The organism is Pseudomonas sp. (assembly GCF_046581935.1).
Lineage (GTDB): Bacteria > Pseudomonadota > Gammaproteobacteria > Pseudomonadales > Pseudomonadaceae > Aquipseudomonas.
In genome coordinates this window covers 40791-62053 of sequence record NZ_JAYGFK010000007.1, presented here as the reverse complement: position 1 = coordinate 62053, position 21263 = coordinate 40791, and the positions used below count along the sequence as shown (strand labels likewise).

Genomic DNA, 21263 nt, shown 5'->3' with positions numbered 1-21263 from the left:
GCGTGTCCTTTTAGCTCGCGGGCGGCAGGCAGTTTTCGCCTGCAAAGAGCTCGCTGAGCGTCTCGCGACGACGCACTTCGAAGGCCTGTTCACCATCCACCATCACCTCGGCGGCACGGCCGCGGGTGTTGTAGTTGGAACTCATGACAAAGCCGTAAGCGCCTGCGGAGCACACGGCCAGCAGGTCACCTTCGGCGAGGGCCAGCTCACGGTTTTTGGCGAGGAAGTCACCAGTCTCGCAGATGGGCCCGACGATGTCGTAGTTGCGCGTCGCGCAGTCGCGTGGCTTCACTGGCACCACGTCCATCCAGGCCTGGTACAGGGCTGGGCGAATCAAGTCGTTCATCGCCGCATCGACGATGGCGAAGTCCTTGTGCTCGGTGTGCTTGAGGTACTCGACCTGGGTCAGCAGTACGCCTGCGTTGGCGACAATTGAGCGGCCCGGCTCAAACACCAGCGCCAGATCGCGGCCGGCAATGCGCTCGCGTACGGCGGCGATATAGTCGCCGGCCAACGGTGGTTGTTCGTCGCGGTACTGCACACCGAGGCCGCCGCCGAGGTCCAGGTGTTTGATCTGGATGCCGCTGGCCGCCAGGTTGTCGATCAGCGCGAGCAAACGGTCGAGCGCGTCGAGAAACGGCGGCAAGCTGGTTAGCTGCGAGCCGATGTGGCAGTCGACGCCAACCACGTGCAGGTTCGGCAAAGCAGCGGCGCGGGCGTATACGGCCGGCGCATTGGCGATAGCGATACCGAATTTGTTTTCTTTCAGCCCGGTAGAAATATACGGGTGAGTGCCGGCGTCGACGTCCGGGTTGACTCGCAGCGAGATCGCGGCGGTTTTGCCCAGTTCTGCGGCAACCACTTGCAGGCGTTCCAGCTCGTCAGTGGATTCGACGTTGAAGCAATGCACGCCGACTTCCAAGGCGCGGCGCATGTCATCGCGACTCTTGCCAACGCCGGAGAAGACGATCTTGCTCGCCTCGCCACCGGCCGCCAGCACGCGCTCCAACTCGCCACGGGAGACGATATCGAAACCCGCGCCAAGGCGTGCCAAGACATTCAGCACGCCGATGTTGGAGTTGGCTTTGACGGCAAAACAGACCAGGTGCGGCATGCCTTGCAGTGCATCGGCATAGGCGCGGTACTGCGCTTCAATGTGCGCGCGCGAGTAAACGTAAGTCGGCGTGCCGAAACGTTGGGCGATGGCGGACAACGCCACGCCTTCCGCGAACAGCGTACCGTCGCGGTAGTTGAAGGCGTTCATGTGCTGTCCTTATTCGGTCTGCGCAGGTTCAGCTGCTGGTTCAGCCTGTGCCGGTACTGGCTGGCTTTCTTCTGGCAAGAAAAGTGGGCCTTTTTGGCCGCAGCCAGCGAGCAGTGTGCTGATAGCAACCACGGTGAAGAGGGCAGTAAATAACCGCTTCATGATGAAATCCCTGTAATAAAGCATGATTGCGCCGGAGTATACCGACCCCCCGACGCCTTGCCTATGCGCCGGGCTTCCCGTCTGGCGGGGCTTTGCCTGGATCTTTGGGCTAAGCGCCAAGCTCCGGCGATCAGGAGGGTGAATGGGCTAGGTGCTTGTTATGAGTCGTTCGGTACGACTTGAAACGCTCGCGGCAATTGCCGGGTGCCGGTATAGGTCTGCAATAAATCTCCGCGCGTTTGGCGCTTCATGCGCGTACCCTGCTGCGGCTTTTGCGCGGGAGCGGGTTATCCTTCAGTCGGTTTGCTGGATTAAACGCGCCCGCTATTACCTGCTGCGCCTTGCCTAAGTTGGCCCGTCAGGCTTTCATAGCGCCAGTTTCCAAGACTTTGTAGTCGCTGATTTTTTGAGGTAGTCGTAATGAGTTTGACCGAAGCCCGCTTTCACGATCTGGTCGATGCCACCCAGCAGGCGGTGGAAGATATTTTCGATGACAGCGACCTGGACCTGGATCTGGAGAACTCCGCCGGTGTGCTGACCGTGCGTTTCGAGGGCGGCAGCCAGTTGATCTTCAGCCGTCAGGAGCCACTGCGCCAACTTTGGCTAGCGGCGCGTTCCGGCGGTTTCCATTTCGATTACGATCAGGCCAGTGAGCGTTGGATCTGCGACAGCAGCGACGAACAGTTGGGTGAAATGCTGGCGCGTATTGTTCTGGAACAGTCAGGTGCCGACCTTGAGTTCGAAGAACTCTGAGGCGGCAGGCGAGCCTGTTGTCTCGCCATGCAGGCGCCAGTGTTGCCTTGATGATCAGGATGTTTGCCTGGGCTGTGGCCGTACGCTGCAAGAGATTCTTGATTGGAGCAAAGTCGACCCGCCGCGCCAGCGCGCGATTTGCGCCGCTGCTGAGGCGCGTCTACAACAGCGTCATAGCTGGCCTTGAGCGGGTGGTCTTGTTTATTTAAGTGGCTGTGTTACGGTCAGCCCACTACTTGCAAAACCCCATCTTCGTGATGGGGTTTTGCTTTTTTCACGATCCGTAAAGGGGAAATGCCCGCACCATGACCAGCACACCTTCGCTCACCATCACCCGTCTTGATCTGCAGCGTCTAGAGCATTTGCTCGACGGTTTGGATGATTTCGGCCCTGGCGCTGTGGCTTTGCAGGCTGAACTCGATCGTGCCGAAGTGGTTGGCCATGACGAGGTGCCGGCTGGTGTGGTGACCATGAACTCACGGGTACATTGCCGTGAAGAAAGCAGCGGTAAGGATTATCACCTCACCTTGGTCTACCCGCAGGATGCCGGTGGCGAAGGCTGCGTATCGATTCTTGCGCCGATTGGTACGGCATTGCTGGGGCTGTCGGTCGGCCAGCATATCGATTGGGCTGCGCCCGGCGGCAAAGTGCTAAAACTGACGCTGTTGGCAGTGGAATACCAGCCGGAAGCGGCGGGCGAGTACACCCGCTAACGCCTCCTCTGCGCCCGGTTGCGGCCGGGGCTCACCTATCCAGGCACCGGCTCATGTTGGCTGCTGCGCGCGGGTTAGCTGCTGGCAAGCTACGCCATAGGTCTGCAGATCAATACTGCGCTTGAACAACTGCTGTACGGCAGGTTGATGACTGATGCCGATCAGTGTGCAGGCGGGTAAACGCTCGCGCAGGCGACCGAGTAATTCGCAGGCCGCCTGCTCATCGAGCTGGTTGGTGGCTTCGTCGAGGTACAGCGTATCCGGGCGATAGAGCAGGGCGCGGGCCAGGGCCAAGCGCTGCTGCTCACCGCCGGAAAGCTCCCGACCCCATTCGGTGTTCCGCGCCAGATCTGCCGTGAGCTGGCCGAGACCAACATCCTTCAGTGCGCCAATCAGTTCGAGGGCGGCTGGAATCTGCGTCGCCGGATAGGCGAGTAACTGGTCCAGGCGACCGCTGGCCAGATAGGGTTTTTGTGGCAGTAATAGGCTGCGCCCGCCTGGTAGCTGCCAGGTACCGCGGTGATGCGGCCAGAGCCCCATCAGGGTACGCAGCAGGGTGGATTTACCCAGGCCGCTGTCGCCCGCCAGGCGCAGCCATTCGCCCGGACGGGCCTGCAGTGTCAGGTCGCACAGCAATGCTTCACCCGTGGGCCGCAGTATATCCAGCGCGTAAGTAGCGAGTGCTTCGCCGCGCGCGAGCTGAATGGGCGGCAGTTGCGCCATGGCCTGCTGGAATTGGCTCAGGCGCTGTACCGTGGCGCTCCACTCCATCAGGGTGCGGTAGGAATAGATAAACCAACCCAGCGAGTCATGTACCGCGCCGAAGGCCGTGCGGATTTGCATCAACCCGCCCAGGGTGATGGTCTTGGCCAGGAACGCAGGCAACGCGAGGAACACCGGCACGATATTGCTGACGCGGTCATAGCCGACGGTGAAGGTGCCCAGCTTCAATTCCCGACGCATCAGGTCGCGCCAGTTGTCGGCGATGGCGGCGAAGCTTAGCCCCAGGCTCTGCCGCTCGGCCTGTTCACCGCCGTACAGGGCGATCTGCTCGGCATGGTCGCGTTTGCGCAGCAGGTCGGCGCGAAAGGCTGCCTCGCTGCGCTGGCGTTCGTAGTTGAGGCCGTGCAGCGGATGGCCTAGCCAGTGAGTGACCAGGGTGCCGATCAGGGTATAGATCACCACGGCCCAGACCAGGTAACCGTCGAAGGTCAGGCTGTAGTCACCGAGTCTGAAAGTCTGGGTGCCGGAGAGTTGCCAGAGAACGCTGATGAAGGCACCGATCTGCAGCGTATTGATAAACAGCGAAACCACCAGGCCGACGGTCTTGTCCGTCAGCAGGTGTACATCCTCGGCGATGCGTTGATCCGGATGATCCGGCTCGCCGCTCAGACCCAGCCGGTAGTAGCGACGCTCGCCCAGCCAGTGATCGAGTAGGTGGTCGTTAAGGTGCTGGCGCCAGCGCAGGATCAACTCCTTGGTCAGCCAGTTCTTCGACACGATCACCAGGATCAGCGCACCGATGGCCAGTGAGTAAGTAGCCATCAGATCGAGCAGGGCGCTGCCATTGAAGGTCGCCAGGGTGTCGTAGAAGGTCTTGCTCCAGGCGTTGATATAGACATTGACCTGGACGATGCCGGCGCCCATGACGAACACCGAAGCCAGCAGTAACCAGCCCGACCAGCCGGCGCGGCTGGCCCAGAAGGGGCGGGCCAGGGCGAAGAACAGGCGCAGGGTTTTCATGATTCTGCGTCCTGTACCGGCAGCACTTGCAGGCGCACTTGATTGGCCTCGGGGAAAAGCTGGCGGGCCAGACGCTTGAGGGCTGCAGGCTCAAGCGCCGCAGGCAACTGGTGTTGTTGGCTGAGGTAACGCGGGTCGTTCCAGGCGCGCTCGCTGAGGATCAGGCGGTGCAGCTGGGTGCTGGGATCCTTGCGGCGCTGGGCTTCCTGGCGCTGTAGCTCGCGGCGCATCGTGGTCACGCGCGCGTCGTCGATGGCCTCCGGCAAGCTGGCGAGGGTTTGTCGGGCCAGTTGCCACAGCTCGTCGGCGCGCTGTGGATCACTGCTGAAACGCAGTTCACTGTCGATGCGCTGGTGCTCGGGGCTGAGTTCGCTGTCGAAGGTCAGGCTGTAGATACCGCCAGCCTCGCCGCGCAGCCGTTGCTTGAGCTGGGTGTTGGCGATTTCACGCAGCGCCGCCACTCGTGCAGCATCTGCCGGGCTCCATGGATACGCCTGAAAACTGCCCCCATAGAGGCTGGTGCGCGGTTCCTGGGCGATGGCCAGGGTGGCCTGGCGTTGGCCCGGCTGGCGAGGGCTGGGCTTGCTGAGTAGTTGCTCGCCCCGCGGGATACCGGCCAGGTAGCGGCTGACCAGCGTACGCAGCTCGGCCTCCGGTAGATCGGTCATCAGGTAGTAGGTCACCGGCGCGGCGGCTTGGCGGCGCCATTCGGCTTCCAGCACCTGCCGGCTGAGCTGGTCGATTTCCTGGGTCGTCGGCTCTTGCCAGTCATTCTGGCCCTGCTTGAGCTCACGCCAGGTGGCGTCTTGCGCTCTGCGTACATGATCGCGTTGGCGCAGCACGCTCTCACGCAGGTCATCCAGGCTCTCGCGATAGGCTGTGTCGTCCAGGCGGCTGCGAACTTGTTGCGCCTGGTAGAGCGCCAGTAGGCTTGCCAGCTGTGCGGGCTCGGCGTTGCCCTGGGCTTCCAGGCGCTGCGGGCCTTGGGTAAAGGACAGTTGTACAGCTTCGCGCTGTTTCCAGGCGCTGAACTGCTCGGCGCTCCAGCCCATGGGCGGCATCTGCAGGGCTAGCTGGTTGGCGATCTGCGCGCGCCAGGCTGGCGCGCCCTGGTGCATAAATCCGGCACCGGAATCGACGCGCAGCTGTGCTTTGCCGTCTGCTCCCTTTGCACGCAGCCACACCAGGCGGTCACCATTGCTCAACTGCCAGTGTTCGACGTTTTCAGCGGCAAAGCGCCGACGCGTATCGATACGGCCAGCCGCTGCGCTGCTGTGCAGCGTAGGGATAGCCACTGTCACCTGGGCGACTGGCGCCTGCGGTGCGGCGAGTTGGCTGGCTGTCCAGTCACGAGCCTGCAGCTCGACCCTGTCGGCGTCAGGCAGGGTCAGCGGCGTACCGCCTGGCGCGCTGAGTTGCAGCACCCGATCCGGGCTGGCGAGCCAACTGTTGATGCGCTGGTGCAGCTCGCGGCTGCTGATGCTGTCAAGGTTGACGAGGGTGTTGCGCGCGATGGCGGCAGGGTCTTGCAGTACCCGTTCGCCCAGGGTGGCGTCATTGAGTTGCCGTACCCATCCGTCGAAATCCCGGGTCACCGGCTTCGCCAGCATGCGCTCGGCGATCTGCCGCACCTCATCCTTCACCGCTTGCACATCAGCGTCGTACGAGGCGTGCTGGCGCACCCGCTCAAGCTCGCGCAATACGCTCTGCAAGGCCTGCTCATGTCGCTGACCTTTGACGCTGGCAGCCACTGCCAGTACACCGGTGCGCCGGCCGATCTGGGTCTTGACCGCGGTCAGGCTGGCAACGCCTTCATCCCGCGGTTGGCGGCGCAGTTGCCGTGACAGCAGGCTGAGCGCCAGGCGATCAAGCAAACGCTCACGCCCGCCGGCCTGGTTTTGCTGACGAATATCCAACTGGCGGAAGCGGAACAGCAGGGCGACCTGGTTGCTGCCGCTCTGGCTGTCCTGCACACGGAAGACTTTCAACCGGTCATCCAATGGCAGTTCAAGGTGCTCGCGCGATGGGCGTTCACCGCGTGCGGGCGCGCCGAAGTGCTGCTCGATCTGTTGGATCATCTGCTGCGGATCGAAGTCGCCGACGATGTTCAGCACCATATTGTTCGGCAGATACCAGCGCTGCTGGAATGCTTGCAGCGCCGCCAGCTGCGCCTGCTCGATGGCTTGGCGATTGCCGATGGTGCGGTGTGCCGGGTAACGCGAACCGGTGCGCTGGGCGGCGGTGCGTTTGGCGTTCATGCGTTGTGCCACGCCGAGGCCACCGCGCCATTCTTCGATCACGATGGGGCGCTCGCGCTGCAGGTCGGCCACGCTGTAGTCGCCCGCGAAGGCCATCGTCGACAGCGCTTGCAGGGCCAACGCAGTGCTCGCTGTGCCATCGGGCGGGCTGAGCAGGTATTGGGTGCGTTCGTAGTTGGTCACCGCATTGAAGTGGCGTCCCTGTAGCCAGCCGGCTTTCTGCAGACGCTGGCGCACATCAAGCGCATCGCCGCCGTGGCTGTAGAAGGTCAGGTGCTCAAGCATATGAGCGATGCCGACTTGGTCATCGGTTTCGTCCACCGAGCCGGCCTGCACTGTCAGGCGTATATCCAGGCGGCCTTTTTGCGCATCGACGGGGATCAGGTTGTAGCGCAAGCCATTGGGCAGCTCGCCACGGCTGACGGCGGGGTGCCAGGGCAGTGGTGTATCGCCGGCGGGCAGGTGGCTACAGGCACCAAGCAGCAACGCTGCCAGTGCCGCGAAAAGGATTTTCACGGGATACATGGAGCGCACCTTTTTAGAATTGGTAGCCGACTTCGAGCCAGTATTGGCGGCCGGTTTCGTAGCTGATTACACCGGCGGTGTTACTGACGATATTGTTGACTTTGTCTGTGACGTTGGTGACATCTACTGCCACGTAAGTCGACTGTGAGCCGCCCATCGGCAATGTCCACTTGACCCGGGTATCCCAGGTTGGTGCCGCACTTACTTCGCCAACTTCATAGTTTTCGTAGGTGCCGCCATTGATCGTGATGTTTTCAGGGTTTGCCCGGAATATCTGTTCATAGGCACCCCGATAACGCAGGAAGTTTGTCCACGCTAGGTTCAGCGCCGGGATGCTGGTGACCGTATTCAGGCGGGCTGTCCAGGGGCGGTTGAAGTTGTTTGCAGGCAATTCGCTGTAAGAAATCAGCCGGCCATCAAAGTAAACATCTTCGTCAGCCAGGCGGTCTTCGTTGAGCAGGTCATCGTAATTGCTCTGTGGACTTTGTGTACGGTTCCAGTCCAGGCCGAGCATAAAGCTGGTCATGGTGCCTGCGAACCTGAGGTTTTCGAGCGGAGTGACGGTCAGGGTTACGGTCTCGCTGCGGCTTTGCCCTGCGTTGGTGTAGGTGTAGTAGTTGTCGATGGCGTCGACGCCATTACCTTGCTCCAGTCCCAAGTAATTGGCGCGGCTGCGTACAACCTGATCCTTGCCGTCGCGGTGCACATATTTGAGGTCAAATTGCAGGCCGACCAGCCGCTGTGAAAAGCCCACCATCCATTCGTCGTCGTAGGGGATGTCGAGCTGGCGGAAGCTGTTCTCGTCTACACCAAAGTTGGTCCATGGACCAAAGTCGCGAATGGTGTCGGTGCTCGAGTTGAGACGCGTGGCGCGCCAGCGCAATGACTCGCGCCCGTCCGCGAGGCGGTATTTGAACAGGTTGCGGCCGTAGTAGCGGTTGAGGCCTGCTGTGAGCACGCTGGTCTCGTCACCGAAGAAGTCGTAGCTGGCGGCAAAGCGTGGGGCTATGGTCTTTTTGTCCATGTAGTCATCGGCATCAAAACGTACGCCGGGGCGCAGCTTCAGGTTGCCGATTTGGATGTCGTCCTGCAGGTAAAGCGCATAGTCGATTTGCTCAGCCTCGACCTTGCCAGCGCGCACGCTGTTCAATAAGCCAAAGTACTGGCGTTCAGGGGTACCAATAGCGTCCACGCTGATCGAGCAGTAATCATTGTCCAGTTGTCCGCTGGCGGTCACGCAAGTGCTGCTGCTAGTGGCATTACTGCGGCGCAGAACCGACGCGCTAAGGGTGTCTTCTGATACCTCATAAGAGGCTTTTTGTCGGCGTACTTCCATGCCAAAGGACAGCGTGTGAGCTGAGCCTGCCAGGTCGAAAGGAATCGCCTGGATATCCAGGTTGTATTCAAGCCCGCTCTGCTCTTGTTCGATATCGCCCATGCCCCCCTCTATGCTGGTGGAGCCGGCGTAAAGTACGCCGTCACGGAAGGGGTTGCCCCAGTTCTTTTCTTGCGACCAGCGCCATTGTTTGAGAGTGCTGCTATCGGCATCCCGCGAGCTTTGCACCATCTTGTAGGCAAACTGTTGGGTATAAGTGAGCGTGTCGCCGGTCCAGATTGTCTTGAGGGCAGCGGTTTGCCCGCCCTGGTCAATGCGAAAGCCCGAGTCTCGCTGGTTGCTCTTGAAATAAGTGTTCTCGGCGGGGGCGTCGACTAGGGTCAGGGTCATGTCTAGGCGATCGCTGGGCGTCCAGAACGCTTTGATCATCTTGTTTTCGATAAGGCGTTCTTGGTTGTGCTTGGTCTTGTCGCCAGCACTTACAAAACCGCCATCGTATGAATACAGGGGTATTTCCGAGGTTTTGCGCACGAAGTTGCCGATCAGTCCGAAATTATCGGTCAGGTGGCCTTCAAGCATGACGCGAGTGGTGAGTTTTTCAAACTCCGGTTGGTTGGAGTAGGTACTCGATTTAGCGAATTCCTCATCGCTCATTTGGTCGTTGTTGATGTGGTAACGGGTCCAGTCAGACTTGGTCATCTGCGCAGAAACCTTGCCATGAAACTCTTTGCTTGGCCGGCGTGTTATGGCATCGATAACCCCACCATTAAACCGTCCATATTTGGCCGAGACGTTGGAGTCATAGACCCGGACCTCTTCCAGCAGGTCAGCGTCCAGGGCGATACCAAATGCATTGCTTGGCAGTAGGTATTGCCCATTGACGTCGCTGCGCGATCCCGAACTGGCCCCCGGATCAAGGTCGTTGTTGATGCTGATGCCATCCACCATAAAGTTGTTCTGGTAGAACTTGGCACCGTTGATGCTGATGTCGGCCGGGTTGATCTCGCCGGGGGTATTGGAGCTTTGCTGGGTGGTGTCGAAGCGCACGCTGGGGTGCATTTTCAGCATGGTGGTGAGGTCGCCGTTGCCGCCGGCGAAATTCTCGATGGCGCGCCTATTGATTACGGCCTCGCCCTGAAAATTGTGATCGGCTTTGCCCAGTACCACGATGTCCGGTGTCTGCAATGCCGCAGGATCCTGGGCACGGTAATCCGGGTCGACTTCCAAGGTCAGGCTGTTGGCCGTGCTCACGCGCCAGCGCAGGCCGCTGCCGCTGAGCAGGCGCTGCAGGGCGTCCTGGGTGGACCACTCGCCGCTGGTGCCCGTCGAGTGGCGCTCGCTGACCAAATTACTGTCCACGCTGATCTGCAGACCGGCCTGCTGAGCAAACTCCAGCAGCGCGCTGGCCAGTGGCTGTGCGGCCACCTCGAAGGCTTGGCGCTGGGCCAACTGCTCTTGCAGGGCGTCGGCCTGGGCGGGCAGTACCTGGATCAGCAGTAAGGTCGCCAGGCTGACTTGGTTCAGCCAGCGGTAGCGGTTGGGTGTGGTCGGTGCAGAGGTGGTCATGCAAGCGTCTCCCCGAGTGGTGCAAGGTTGATAGCGTTATTTGCGAACGCCTCTCACTTGCGTCGCAGCCAAGAGACGGCTGGCGGGAGATTTTTTTCAGAATTTACTGCGTTATTTTTCAGGAGGGCCCTGAATCACCCGCAACCAGGGACTGTAGGCCTTGATATGACCGCCTTGTGGGGCGACCAATGCCTCTAGCGCTGCGTCCGGACGAGTGAGGTCAAAGACCCCGGTGACGCGACGTTGGCCCAGTGCGGGATCGTCCAGCATAACCAGGCCTGGCAGGTGTTCGGCCAGTTGCTCGAGTATCTCGGTCAGGGGTTGGTTGTTGGCAACCAGCAGGCCTTTGCGCCACGCGGCCATGGCCCCCAGCGCCTGCTGACTCAGCTGTGCCTTACCTTGGCGGTGGTCCAGCTCCAGGCGATCACCTGCTGTGAGGGGCGTCTTGAGCTGGCTTGGTTTAGTCTGCGGGTCATTGACCTGCACACTGCCATGCTCGACGGCCACGCTTGAACGTTCATTGCCTCGCGCCACGGTGAAGGCAGTACCGGTAACGGTGACAGTGGTGGTCCCGGCCATGACCCGAAACGGACGTGCCACGTCGTGGCTGACCTGAAAGTACACGCGGCCCTTCAGCAGGGTGACCTGCCGCTGGGTTGTGTTGAGCTTAACCTTGACGGCGCTGCCGCCATCGAGGGTGAGTTGGCTGCCATCGCTCAGGCTAACGCTTAGCCGCTCGCCTGGCGGGCTGTAGTAGTCGGCTTGCCAGGTGGGCCACTGCAGTACAAGCACCAGCAGGCAGGCGGCGATGGCTGCGCCGCCACTAAGTAAGCGTTTGCGCCGCCGCAGTGGCCGGCTGCGCGGCTGCATAGGTGGCGGTGTGCTGGCGGTGTGCTTTGCAGGCGGTGTGGTCAGTGCGCCGCTAAGGTGCCAGACCCGCTGGGCGCGCTGCCAGGCACGGGCATGCGCAGGGTGGGCACCGTACCAGGTGTTGAAGGCGGCGTGCAGGGCGCTATCGTGCGGTTGTGCGTGCAAGCGCAGGTGCCAGTCCAGTGCGGCCTGCCAGGCGGGGTCGCTGGCCAGGTCATGCGCAGGGACCTGCGCTGCGGGCGCGGGCGGTTCAATCAATGGCGGCTCAGTCTTCATGCTCACCCAGGCACTGCGCGCAGTGTGTCATGGCATCACGTACCAGGCTGTGCACCAGGCCGACCGACACGCCGAGGTGCTGGGCGATCTGTTGCAGGGTGTAATCGCCCAAACGGTGCATTTCAAAGGCTATGCGTGTGCGGTCGGGCAGCTCCAGCAGCGCTTTGGCGATCATCTGCAGGGCATCCTCGTCACACACTTGGGCTTCGGGTGATGGGGTGGAGGCGACCAGTTCGCCAAGGCGAGTGGCACTTTCAGGTTCGCGCTGTTCGGTGGCCAAGCGACGGCCGGCGTCCAGCGCCAAATTACGTACGATACGGTAGAGGTAACCGAGCGGGTTACTCAGCGTGTGGTCGCTACGGGTATCGGCAAAACGTAGCCAGGCGTCTTGGACCACATCTTCAGCCTGGGCGCGGCCGCCAGCAATCGAGCGCGCATAGTCGATCAAGGCGCGGCGATGGCTGAGGTAGAGGTCCAGCTTGGGGTCGTTCACGGTGGTAGCAGCTGCTAAAAGCAAGGTGTCGGCATTATATGCAATCAAGAATCAATATCAATTGTATTTCTTCAGGCCTTTTGTAAGGCCTGATTCAGAGCCGCTTCCAAGCGGCTCTTGTAGCGCAGGTAATGCACGCTTTGCATATGCCCATCACCGAGTACCGCGGATAGGTCCAGGTCGGTGATGTAGCAGGGGTAGCGCGCGCCGTCACGGCGCTGCGCGAGGATATGTTGGGCCACCGCCGCGAACAGATCGCCGGCGTATTCCAGTTCAGAAAACTCTCGATGATTGCAGTACAGCGTGACGTGCGAGCGTCTGTGGCCATCTGCCGGCTCGACAATGGCCTGCACGTCGTAGAACGGGTGGCTGATCGGTGACAGTGGCGGTGGTCGCCGCTCCAGGCGCTGCGCGCGCAGTGGCGCATCTGGCAGCACTTGGTAATACAGCACTTCAAGCGGTTGATGCGCCGGCAGATTGTCCAGGGGCAGCAGCGCATTGCGTCGGTACAGCACCGACTGCAGAAAGCGCTGCAGGGGTGTCAGCAGGCTTTGCTCGTCACGAAACGGCATCTGTTGCCGCCACAACGCATTGTGTTCGTCGAGCACGCTGAGCTCGGCCGTCTCGTTGGACTCGTTGAGGCGATAGAACACTTGGATGCACTGCGCACGCCCAAGCGGCAGGATCAGCGCCAGGTCTTCACCTTCCAGAGCACTGCGGTCCAGGTGCAGCTCGCTGTAGCCGGGCAACTCCTCGCCAAGGTGTTCGATTAGTGTCGGCAGGTCTTTCAGGCTGGTGTGGCGAACATGACCGGGCTTGAGTTCGAGCACGTGGTACTGCTGCTTGATCTGCAATAAGTAGCGGTTGGTCTGTTCGCTACTGAAGCTGTCGAGGGTTGTGCGGAACAGCTCCTCGACCCGCTCGGCAATCGCCGTGGCGCGGTTGCGGCAGAAGCAGCGCACCTGCAGGTTGGGTTTGCCGCCGCTGCTGGGCAGGTTGTTGAGGAAGTCGCGCAGGCAGTTAAGCAGCGCCTGCGGGCCGTCATAACGGCTTACCAATAGCTCGTTCCAGCTGTTCAGGGTGACTTGGTCGATGGTCAGAATCAGGTTTTCGCGTACCCCGGAATAGCCCAGCGCATCCGTGCGCCCGGTGGTCATGTGCATGTTCATCTGGCTGAACTGCTTGAGCGGGTCGACGCCGACGTTGACCAGTAACAGCACTTCGCGGGGCACGCTGGCGCTTAGCAAAGCGGCTTCATCGACTGCTGGCAGCGGCAGGGGGATCGCTTGCTGCAGGCTACTGAGCAAGTTGGTCAACTCGAAATCGGTTAAATCGCTGCTGCCGGGATGCAGTGACAGGCGCGTGCTGTTATCGATCACACCATTGCGCTGGCACCAGGCGAGCAGTTCGATGAGTTCGCGCGCGCGTTTGAGCGGTGAGAAATCTGCCAGATCCTGAGCGCTGACACTGCCGCTGTAGAGCGCCCAGAGGGTTTCATTGGGCTCGTCCGGGCTCGGGCTTTGCGCCAGGGTCAGGGTGTCTTCGGCAAGGTCCGGGGCGATGCCGGGGTTGATGTATTCGATTTTGCCGGATTTGCGCTCGAAGGCGGCGTACAGCCGGCGGCCGAGGATGCCTAGGTCGCGGCTGTTGAGTGAGCTGCCGACGTGCTCGCTACGGGCGAATTCGGAAAGGAAGCGGTAGCTGTAGGTTAGTTCGTTGACCAGCATGCGGCGCTCGGCACTGACTTGGCGCACCTTCCACTGGCTGCGGCTGTCGAGCATTGCTAGTTGGCGGCTGTCCCAGTTCCAGTCGCGGGTGAGGCGCTCAAGCAGCAGACGCTGCCAGCTTTTGCGGTTGTTGCGCGGCGGGCGGCTAAGTTTTTTGTCGACCTTAAGGTACAGGCAGCGGCGGATCAGCTCCAGCCGTTCAGACTCGCCGCGGGCCTTGAGGTATTCCTCCAGGCGGCGGTAAACCACGATGTAAGGGTCGAGCTCATCGACGTCGAGCCGGTTGGCGAATACCGCCTGCTTGAAACGCAGCGACAGGCATTCAACCTTGGGGTGTTCGCTGGCGTAAACCTCGGTCAGGAGCAGTTTGAGCACCGACTTGTAGGGTGACTCAATCCCCTTGAACAGTTGCCACATACCTGCGCCAATAAACTCTTCTGGCGGAATGCGCGCCAGGTGGCCGAGATCGAGTACGTCTTCAGCGCGGATAAAGCGCTTGGCCAGCAGGGTGCTGGTGTAGTGCTGGTAACGCTGTTCTTCATACACCGGCACTAGCCACCACAGCGGTGTGCGCCCGCCGAGCCAAATGGCTGTGCGGTAGAACTCGTCGAGTAGCAGGTAGTGTTGGGTGGTGCCGCAGTCATCCGAGGTCAACTGGGCTTCGCGCTCACCTTGGGTGAAGCGCGCAGGGTCGATCAGGAAGAAGTGCGCTTCGGCACCGAAGGTCGCCGCCCAGCTTTCCAGAAGCGCGCATTTTTTGCCCAGTTCGTCTACCTGTTGCTGGCTAAGGTCGCTGGCATGGCACACCCATAAATCCATATCGCTCTGTTCTGCCTGGGCTACGGTGCCCAGGCTGCCCATCAGGAACAAGCCGTGAATTGGCAGGGCCTGGTTGCCACGATAGGGTTTGTAGGCGAAGGAGCGGGTCAGGCGTTGTACTTCAGCGAGCAGGTTGTCATCCGGCTCGAAGCCGCTGAGGCCGGCGGGAGTTAGCCCGGATACATAGCCCGGTAGCAGTGGATGATTGACGTGGAGCAGGAGCGGCAGAAGCTTCAGCACCAGTTGCTGGCGTGTCGATAGAGCCTGCATGGCGCGTTGCAGGCGGGTTTGGTTGATTGTGAGGAAGCGCGCACGCAGCTGGGTCAGTACCTTGCGATCAATACCGTCGTCAATGTCTGGGCGAATTTCCTGATTGCGCGTCATGCTCGTGCTCGCTAGGGCGGTGAAGCAAGCCTATCAGCTGCCTTCGCTCTTGAAACCTGTTGATCAGTACGTGCAGGCATCACGCGTGCTGTGGCAGGCCGCGCGGTTAAGGTGCGCAACATTGGCGAAGCGTGGGCGTATATCGCCGGAGAGATGTGCCAGTTTACTTGCGGCGGTGTGCAGCAGAGCGCACAGGTGCTGTGCCGTGTCTGCTGCTATATCGCTGATAGGTCTGGCTGGAAGGTTATGTCAGTAAGGCGGGTTCTTGCGTGAGGATAGTTAGCAGGCCTTGAGCGTGTTCGGCTGCATCAATGCCCAGGCTGGTCAGGTAGCCGCCGTCAGGCTGGCTGATCAGGCCTTTTTCATGCAGGCGGGTAATCGCCCCTTGGGCCTTGAACGAGGCGTTGTTGTGCACCTTGAGCCCCTCTTGGTGGTTGCTCAGGTTGTACATGGCGAGGATTTCAAGTTCGTCGATCAGGTCTGAAGTAAAGGCTTTCATTGTGACTCCGTCTTGTTGTTATGCCTGTCCAGCAGTGTAGTGGCGTGTGCCGTAGCTTGCCGAGCAGGAAACTGCCAGTTATCAATAATTTTTTGGTAGGTGCCGTTTTTTCTGATCTGCCGCATGCCTTGGTCAAAGCGCTGCATAAGTGCTGGCGCCTGTGGGTGGCGGCGGGAAAAGCTCAGGTACAACTGTGGCTGGTGAACGGTGGCCAGAGCGACAAACTGGCCAGCAAGCTCCGGATTCTGCTGGATCAGTGCCTGGGCAGTGCCGCGAAAGGCGACAACGTAGTCAACCCTATTACGCTGCAGCATGAGAAAGCCATTAAGGTCACGGCGGACCGGGATGCGCTGAATGTCCTGGCGCGCGTCGAAATGCTCGCCGTAGGTATAGCCGATGGTTACTGCCACGCGTTTGCCGGCCAGGGCATCGAGATTTCTCAGCGGCGCGGCACCCGTGCGCGCCCAGAGCAGAATGTCATCGCTGAACAGCATTTCCTCTGGCAGCAAAAATTGCGCTTCGATTTGCGAATTAGGCGAGGTGTTGAAGCAGGCCGCAAGTCCGCCGCTCCGGGTCATTTCCATGCAGCGTGAATAGGGGTAGTGGACGAGATCAATAGGTGTGCCGCTGCTAGCGAAGGCGGCGCGTACGATGTCCACCGACATGCCCACGATTCGCTCATCACGCCAGGCACTGTAAGGGTACCAGTCGTCCTCGGCCCCAATGCGCGGGGTGTCAGCTGCCACGTCTCCAGCCCTGGCCAGTGAGCCGAGCAGGGTAAGCAGAATGCCGATTTGCTCGAGCGAACGGATCATCGGGGGGCTGCGCCTTATGGGGTCAGGTTGTCTGAGAGCCTGGTTGCGGTTTGCTTACCTTGCGGGTCAGTCGTTGTGAGCACTCCGCTGCATTGCTTGATTGTGGTGCATGGGGTGCTAATACACTCTCTGGCAAGCAATCTGCTTGCCAGGCTGAGCGGCGGGTATGGGTTCGTGCCGCTTAGTTTTCTTCCGGTAGCTCGGGCAGGGTCCGCAATCCCAGTTCATAGCGGGCGAGATCAAAAGGGCGGTCATCGCGCAGCATGGTGTCGATCTCATCAGCCAGCACCAGCGCCATCAGCTCAATGATTTCATCGCGTTCGTAGCCGACCAGGGTCAGCTTGTTCAGTACGGCCTGGACGAAGGCCGGCTCGCCCGCTTCGAGTTGGTTCTCGATGGCTTGCGTCAAGGTGTCTTGGGCAAAATCTTCATCGTCTTGTTCGCTCATGATGGGCTCCTGAATGCAGTGGTTTTAGCCCTGGGCAAAGTCCAGCAGGGCTTGGCCGGTAAGGCGGTAAGTGGTCCATTCATCCTGCGCGCGAGCACCGAATGATTGGTAGAAATCAATCGCCGGCTGGTTCCAGTCCAACACCGACCACTCAAAGCGGCCACAGCCTTGGCTGACGGCCAATTGCGCCAAGTGACGCAGCAAGGCTTTGCCTGCACCGACGCCGCGTTGTTCGGGCGTCACGTAAAGGTCTTCAAGGTACAGCCCGTGTTTGCCGAGCCAGGTTGAGTAGTTGAAGAAGTACACGGCATAACCAATGGGCTGACCCGCGTACTCGCAGATCAGCGCGCGAGTGCTGCTGTCGGGCCCAAACAGGCTAGCTTGAATGCCGGCCACATCGGTTTTCACTTCATGTTCAGCTTTCTCGTAGATCGCCAGATCGGTGATAAAACGCAGAATAACGGCAGCGTCTTCAAGGGTGGCGGGGCGGATTTGCAGGGGCATTAGGTGGGCTCCGAAGTGTGGTTGAGGGCACTAACTAGCCCGGCAGGTTTGCTAGAAAATGCTCGACGGCTTGCCGTGAATCCAATCGCACATAACGCTGCATTGGCGGTGCATTACGCATCTCGTGGCCATAGCGCTGCCGGTAGATGTGATAGCGGGTCCAGGCCCAGACTAAAATTGAATGCTTGGCGGTGAGCTTGAACAAGTTGCCCCAGCGCTCGCGGTTACCGTTCCAGAGCGTCTGGCGCAGTATCAGGCGCTTGAGGGTTCTTGGGATCAGTTGGCGCATCACGGTAGCTCTGGGTAGGTCGAGCCAGATCACCATGTCCGAGCGTTCGAGCACCAGTGGGCGTACCGCTGAATAGTTGCCTTCGACTACCCAGCCATCACCTTGTAAGGCCTCGGTGGCCGCTTGCTGGAACTGCTCTGTAGGGAGCGATTGCCAGTCAGGTTGATGGTAGAGCGCATCCAGTTCGACATGGCGGTAGCCCAGTTGCTGTGCCAGGCGGCGCGCCAGGGTGGTCTTGCCCGCGCCGGAGCAACCGACCACCGAGATACGCCGTCCTGGCGACTGGGCTGGCATATCAGCGTACGGCGAGCAATTCTTTGCCGCGCACTACTGCCGCGCGCACCTGATTCGGTGCGGTGCCGCCGATATGGTCGCGGGCGTTGACCGAGCCTTCCAGGGTTAGCACGGCGAACACGTCCTGCTCTATCTGCTCGCTGAACTGGCGCAGTTCTTCCAGGCTCATCTCGGCCAGATCTTTGCCAGTGTCCACACCATATTTCACCGCATGGCCGACGATTTCGTGGCAGTCACGGAATGGCAGACCTTTGCGCACTAGGTAGTCGGCAAGGTCGGTGGCGGTGGAGAAACCACGCAGCGCCGCTTCACGCATGATCGCGTGCTTGGGTTTGATTGCCGGGATCATGTCGGCAAAGGCACGCAGCGAGTCGCGCAGGGTGTCGGCGGCGTCGAACAGCGGTTCTTTGTCTTCCTGGTTGTCCTTGTTGTAGGCCAGCGGTTGGCCTTTCATCAGGGTTAGCAGGCCCATCAGCGCGCCGAATACGCGGCCGGTCTTGCCGCGTACCAGCTCAGGGACGTCGGGGTTTTTCTTCTGCGGCATGATCGAGGAGCCGGTGCAGAAACGATCCGGTAGATCGATAAATTGGAACTGCGCGGACGTCCACAGCACCAGCTCTTCGGAGAAACGCGACAGGTGCATCATGGCAATCGAAGCTGCAGCACAGAACTCGATGGCGAAGTCGCGATCCGACACGCCATCTAGGGAGTTGCCGCCTACAGCGTCGAAACCCAGCAGTTGTGCAGTGACTTCGCGCTGGATTGGGTAGGTGGTGCCGGCCAGTGCGGCGCTGCCCAGTGGCATACGGTTGGTGCGCTTGCGGCAATCGACCAGGCGTTCGTAGTCGCGGCTAAGCATCTCGAACCAGGCCAGCAGGTGATGGCCGAAGGTCACGGGTTGGGCGGTCTGCAGGTGGGTGAAGCCGGGCATGATGGTTTCCGCCTCACGCTCGGCCTGTTCCAGCAGACCCTGCTGCAGGCGGGTGATTTCGCCGAGGATCAGGTCGATTTCGTCACGCAGCCATAAGCGGATGTCGGTTGCCACCTGGTCGTTACGCGAGCGGCCAGTGTGCAGCTTCTTGCCAGTCACGCCGATGCGATCAGTCAGGCGTGCTTCGATGTTCATGTGGACATCTTCAAGGTCGACGCGCCAGTCGAACTGGCCGGCCTCGATCTCGCCCTGAATGGTCTTCAGGCCGTCGATGATGCTGTCACGCTCGGCATCGCTGAGTACGCCGACTTTGGCCAGCATGGTGGCGTGGGCAATGGAGCCCATGATGTCGTGGCGATACAGGCGCTTGTCGAACTCGACGGAAGCGGTAAAGCGGGCAACAAAGGCATCGACTGGCTCGCTGAAGCGGCCGCCCCAGGATTGATTGGTTTTTTCAGTGCTCATGGGCTTCACTCGGCTGGTGCGCTAAAACGGGCTGGCCGCGCGTAGCGGCCGGCAAGACGGGAAAGTGTGCCGATAATAACAGGCTGGCCGGTAAATTCGCCGCGTCGCGTTCTCGGTGTTGGCGACTGGGTTTGGCCTAGGCAATGTCGTGCCGTTCACAGTTTTATCGTGGCGAGGGCATTTGAGGGCTTTATTTTGCCCGGACACCGCTAGCTATCTTGCTGCCGGGGCGGGCCGCGCGGAAACTGCAGCGATGAAAATAAAATCCACAGCAGCAGAAAAACAGCCGCCACTGGTCGACGACTTCTTCGTCCCTGAACTGTGCGAACCGGAAGCCCTACTGAGCATGGTGTTGCTGGCTGAGTTGCTGGTATTGGTGCTGGTTTTGTCCGACCCCATGCTGCCCGGCTTCGACTGGATGCGTCTGGCGCTGACGTCGCTGTTTGTGCAGTGGATTGTGCTGCTGTCAGCTGCCGTACTGTGCCGTTTGCGCCCACTGATGGCGCGCATGCCGGCGGCCACGGCGGGAGGTTTGTGTTGTGCGATTGTGGTTGCGCTGAGCCTGATGTGCACTGCCGTGGCGGACTACTACGATTTGGGCGGGCCACTGCCGCGTGCAGGCGAGGTCAATCTGTATCTGCGCCACGGCCTGATCAGTCTGATTATGTCGGCACTGCTGCTGCGCTATTTCTACCTGCAGAGCCAATGGCGCAAGCAGGAGCAAGCCGAGCTGCGCGCGCGTATCGAGTCGTTGCAGGCGCGTATCCGCCCGCATTTTCTGTTTAACAGTCTGAACAGTATTGCCAGCCTGGTGGTGGTCGATCCGTACAAGGCCGAACAGGCGGTGCTGGACCTCTCCGACCTGTTCCGTGCCAGCCTAGCCAAACCGGGTAGCTTGGTGCCCTGGCGTGATGAGCTGGAGTTGGCGCAACGATATTTATCGATTGAACGCTATCGGCTCGGCGAGCGTCTACAGTTGCAGTGGGAGATTGTCGATGTACCGGATGATCTGCCGATTCCACAACTGACATTGCAGCCTTTACTGGAAAACGCCTTGATCTATGGCATACAGCCACGCATCGAGGGTGGCTTAGTGAAGGTAGAAGCAAGTTATCACGAGGGAGTATTCCAGCTGTGCGTGAGCAATCCATACGAACAACTCAGCGAGCCGCCAGCATCGCGCGGCACGCATCAGGCGCTGGCCAATATCGATGCACGCCTGGTGGCACTTTTTGGGCCTCGGGCCAGTCTCAGCGTTGAGCGCCGTGACGGTCGCCACTTCACTTGTCTACGCTATCCTTGTGCGAGACCCAAGCAGGAAGCCCGTGCATTATGAATGTCCTGATTGTCGATGATGAACCCCTGGCCCGTGAGCGCCTGAGCCGCATGGTGGGCGAACTCGATGGCTATCGCGTGCTTGAGCCCGCGGCATGCAATGGCGAGGAGGCGCTGAGCCTGATCGAGAGCTTGAAGCCGGATGTGGTATTGCTGGATATCCGCATGCCAGGTCTGGATGGTCTGCAGGTTGCCGCCAAATTGTGTGAGCGTGAAGCGCCACCGGCAGTGATTTTTTGCACCGCCCATGATGAATTTGCCCTTGAGGCCTTTCAGGTCAGTGCGGTGGGTTATCTGGTCAAACCGGTTCGTGCGGAAAGTCTTAGTGAGGCGTTGAAGAAAGCCGAACGGCCCAACCGCGTACAATTGGCCGCCCTGACCCGCCCGACAGTGGACAGCGGTGGTGGTCCGCGTAGCCATATCAGTGCGCGCACGCGCAAAGGCATTGAGCTGATTCCGCTGGATCAGGTGATCTATTTCATTGCCGATCACAAATACGTGACCCTGCGCCATGTCGGCGGCGAAGTGCTGTTGGATGAGCCACTAAAGGCGCTTGAGGACGAGTTTGGTGATCGCTTCGTGCGTATTCATCGCAATGCTCTTGTCGCCCGTGAGCGTATTGAACGCCTGCAACGTACTCCGCTCGGGCATTTCCAGCTATTCCTCAAGGGCATGAACGAGGAAGCGCTGATTGTCAGTCGCCGGCATGTGGCCGGGGTGCGCAAGTTGATGCACAACCTTTGACGTAATCGGCCGGCCCGGATGACTCCGGGTCGCACGCCTGACTTGGGCCA

Annotated in this window: 19 protein-coding genes; 5 read left to right on the top strand and 14 right to left on the bottom strand. The window is 60.4% G+C overall.

Annotated elements, in window-relative coordinates; all coding sequences use genetic code 11:
- Positions 1-10: 10 nt before the first annotated feature.
- Positions 11-1264, bottom strand: coding sequence for a diaminopimelate decarboxylase (gene lysA / locus VCA57_RS06125; protein WP_411184078.1), 1254 nt, complete (start codon positions 1262-1264; stop codon positions 11-13).
- Between the two features lie 9 nt (positions 1265-1273).
- Positions 1274-1450, bottom strand: a complete 177-nt coding sequence (gene lptM, locus VCA57_RS06120; protein ID WP_411184077.1) for an LPS translocon maturation chaperone LptM — start codon at positions 1448-1450, stop codon at positions 1274-1276.
- A 396-nt stretch (positions 1451-1846) separates the two neighbouring features.
- On the opposite strand from lptM, the gene cyaY reads away from it, so the two are divergent.
- The 3 genes from cyaY (at position 1847) to rnk (ending at position 2892) form a co-directional block, all read left to right on the top strand.
- Entirely contained in the window at positions 1847-2179 is a 333-nt protein-coding gene (gene cyaY, locus VCA57_RS06115) for an iron donor protein CyaY (RefSeq protein ID WP_411184076.1), read from the top strand.
- The gene (locus tag VCA57_RS06110; RefSeq protein WP_411184075.1) at positions 2160-2366 is read left to right on the top strand and encodes a DUF1289 domain-containing protein; all 207 of its coding nucleotides are present in this window, start codon (positions 2160-2162) and stop codon (positions 2364-2366) included. The genes cyaY and VCA57_RS06110 overlap by 20 nt, the downstream gene beginning before the upstream one ends.
- A 118-nt stretch (positions 2367-2484) precedes the next feature.
- Entirely contained in the window at positions 2485-2892 is a 408-nt protein-coding gene (rnk, locus tag VCA57_RS06105) for a nucleoside diphosphate kinase regulator (RefSeq protein ID WP_411184074.1), read from the top strand.
- Between the two features lie 51 nt (positions 2893-2943).
- Here the strand turns inward: rnk and VCA57_RS06100 are convergent, their stop codons facing one another.
- The 12 genes from VCA57_RS06100 to argH all read right to left on the bottom strand — a co-directional run bounded on the left by VCA57_RS06100 (position 2944) and on the right by argH (position 19134).
- Positions 2944-4635 carry an ABC transporter ATP-binding protein/permease gene (locus VCA57_RS06100; RefSeq protein WP_411184073.1) on the bottom strand — a complete coding sequence of 564 codons (1692 nt, stop codon included), beginning with the start codon at positions 4633-4635 and terminating at the stop codon, positions 2944-2946.
- Entirely contained in the window at positions 4632-7418 is a 2787-nt protein-coding gene (locus tag VCA57_RS06095) for an insulinase family protein (protein WP_411184072.1), read from the bottom strand. The genes VCA57_RS06100 and VCA57_RS06095 overlap by 4 nt, the downstream gene beginning before the upstream one ends.
- A gap of 13 nt (positions 7419-7431) precedes the next feature.
- The gene (locus VCA57_RS06090) at positions 7432-10320 is read right to left on the bottom strand and encodes a TonB-dependent receptor plug domain-containing protein (protein ID WP_411184071.1); all 2889 of its coding nucleotides are present in this window, start codon (positions 10318-10320) and stop codon (positions 7432-7434) included.
- A gap of 111 nt (positions 10321-10431) precedes the next feature.
- Positions 10432-11466 (bottom strand): FecR family protein, encoded by a 1035-nt coding sequence (locus tag VCA57_RS06085; protein ID WP_411184158.1) that lies wholly within the window; start codon positions 11464-11466, stop codon positions 10432-10434.
- On the bottom strand, positions 11456-11959 hold the full coding sequence (locus VCA57_RS06080) for a sigma-70 family RNA polymerase sigma factor (protein WP_411184070.1): 504 nt from the start codon (positions 11957-11959) through the stop codon (positions 11456-11458). The genes VCA57_RS06085 and VCA57_RS06080 overlap by 11 nt, the downstream gene beginning before the upstream one ends.
- Before the next feature lie 71 nt (positions 11960-12030).
- Complete coding sequence (locus tag VCA57_RS06075) at positions 12031-14889, bottom strand: class I adenylate cyclase (RefSeq protein ID WP_411184069.1); 2859 nt, start codon at positions 14887-14889, stop codon at positions 12031-12033.
- Between the two features lie 244 nt (positions 14890-15133).
- The gene (locus tag VCA57_RS06070) at positions 15134-15388 is read right to left on the bottom strand and encodes a TIGR02647 family protein (protein WP_411184068.1); all 255 of its coding nucleotides are present in this window, start codon (positions 15386-15388) and stop codon (positions 15134-15136) included.
- The gene (locus tag VCA57_RS06065; RefSeq protein WP_411184067.1) at positions 15385-16203 is read right to left on the bottom strand and encodes a substrate-binding periplasmic protein; all 819 of its coding nucleotides are present in this window, start codon (positions 16201-16203) and stop codon (positions 15385-15387) included. Before VCA57_RS06065 ends, VCA57_RS06070 begins: the two co-directional genes overlap by 4 nt.
- A 181-nt stretch (positions 16204-16384) precedes the next feature.
- Entirely contained in the window at positions 16385-16651 is a 267-nt protein-coding gene (locus tag VCA57_RS06060) for a hypothetical protein (protein ID WP_411184066.1), read from the bottom strand.
- 24 nt (positions 16652-16675) lie between these two features.
- Entirely contained in the window at positions 16676-17155 is a 480-nt protein-coding gene (locus VCA57_RS06055) for a GNAT family N-acetyltransferase (protein ID WP_411184065.1), read from the bottom strand.
- A gap of 34 nt (positions 17156-17189) precedes the next feature.
- Positions 17190-17738 (bottom strand): AAA family ATPase, encoded by a 549-nt coding sequence (locus VCA57_RS06050; RefSeq protein ID WP_411184064.1) that lies wholly within the window; start codon positions 17736-17738, stop codon positions 17190-17192.
- 1 nt (position 17739) lies between these two features.
- On the bottom strand, positions 17740-19134 hold the full coding sequence (gene argH, locus VCA57_RS06045; RefSeq protein ID WP_411184063.1) for an argininosuccinate lyase: 1395 nt from the start codon (positions 19132-19134) through the stop codon (positions 17740-17742).
- A gap of 253 nt (positions 19135-19387) precedes the next feature.
- On the opposite strand from argH, the gene VCA57_RS06040 reads away from it, so the two are divergent.
- Together VCA57_RS06040 and VCA57_RS06035 are read left to right on the top strand one after the other, a co-directional pair.
- Positions 19388-20470, top strand: a complete 1083-nt coding sequence (locus VCA57_RS06040) for a sensor histidine kinase (RefSeq protein WP_411184062.1) — start codon at positions 19388-19390, stop codon at positions 20468-20470.
- Positions 20467-21213, top strand: a complete 747-nt coding sequence (locus VCA57_RS06035; protein ID WP_411184061.1) for a LytR/AlgR family response regulator transcription factor — start codon at positions 20467-20469, stop codon at positions 21211-21213. The genes VCA57_RS06040 and VCA57_RS06035 overlap by 4 nt, the downstream gene beginning before the upstream one ends.
- Positions 21214-21263 lie beyond the last annotated feature (50 nt).

Coding starts and splice junctions, on each gene's coding strand:
- VCA57_RS06100 (WP_411184073.1), bottom strand. CDS start 4,635: ATGAAAACCCTGCGCCTGTTCTTCGCCCTGGCCCGCCCCTTCTGGGCC.
- VCA57_RS06085 (WP_411184158.1), bottom strand. CDS start 11,466: ATGAAGACTGAGCCGCCATTGATTGAACCGCCCGCGCCCGCAGCGCAG.
- VCA57_RS06040 (WP_411184062.1), top strand. CDS start 19,388: ATGAAAATAAAATCCACAGCAGCAGAAAAACAGCCGCCACTGGTCGAC.
- lysA (WP_411184078.1), bottom strand. CDS start 1,264: ATGAACGCCTTCAACTACCGCGACGGTACGCTGTTCGCGGAAGGCGTG.
- rnk (WP_411184074.1), top strand. CDS start 2,485: ATGACCAGCACACCTTCGCTCACCATCACCCGTCTTGATCTGCAGCGT.
- VCA57_RS06065 (WP_411184067.1), bottom strand. CDS start 16,203: ATGATCCGTTCGCTCGAGCAAATCGGCATTCTGCTTACCCTGCTCGGC.
- cyaY (WP_411184076.1), top strand. CDS start 1,847: ATGAGTTTGACCGAAGCCCGCTTTCACGATCTGGTCGATGCCACCCAG.
- VCA57_RS06050 (WP_411184064.1), bottom strand. CDS start 17,738: ATGCCAGCCCAGTCGCCAGGACGGCGTATCTCGGTGGTCGGTTGCTCC.
- VCA57_RS06035 (WP_411184061.1), top strand. CDS start 20,467: ATGAATGTCCTGATTGTCGATGATGAACCCCTGGCCCGTGAGCGCCTG.
- argH (WP_411184063.1), bottom strand. CDS start 19,134: ATGAGCACTGAAAAAACCAATCAATCCTGGGGCGGCCGCTTCAGCGAG.
- VCA57_RS06060 (WP_411184066.1), bottom strand. CDS start 16,651: ATGAGCGAACAAGACGATGAAGATTTTGCCCAAGACACCTTGACGCAA.
- VCA57_RS06070 (WP_411184068.1), bottom strand. CDS start 15,388: ATGAAAGCCTTTACTTCAGACCTGATCGACGAACTTGAAATCCTCGCC.
- lptM (WP_411184077.1), bottom strand. CDS start 1,450: ATGCTTTATTACAGGGATTTCATCATGAAGCGGTTATTTACTGCCCTC.
- VCA57_RS06075 (WP_411184069.1), bottom strand. CDS start 14,889: ATGACGCGCAATCAGGAAATTCGCCCAGACATTGACGACGGTATTGAT.
- VCA57_RS06095 (WP_411184072.1), bottom strand. CDS start 7,418: ATGTATCCCGTGAAAATCCTTTTCGCGGCACTGGCAGCGTTGCTGCTT.
- VCA57_RS06090 (WP_411184071.1), bottom strand. CDS start 10,320: ATGACCACCTCTGCACCGACCACACCCAACCGCTACCGCTGGCTGAAC.
- VCA57_RS06055 (WP_411184065.1), bottom strand. CDS start 17,155: ATGCCCCTGCAAATCCGCCCCGCCACCCTTGAAGACGCTGCCGTTATT.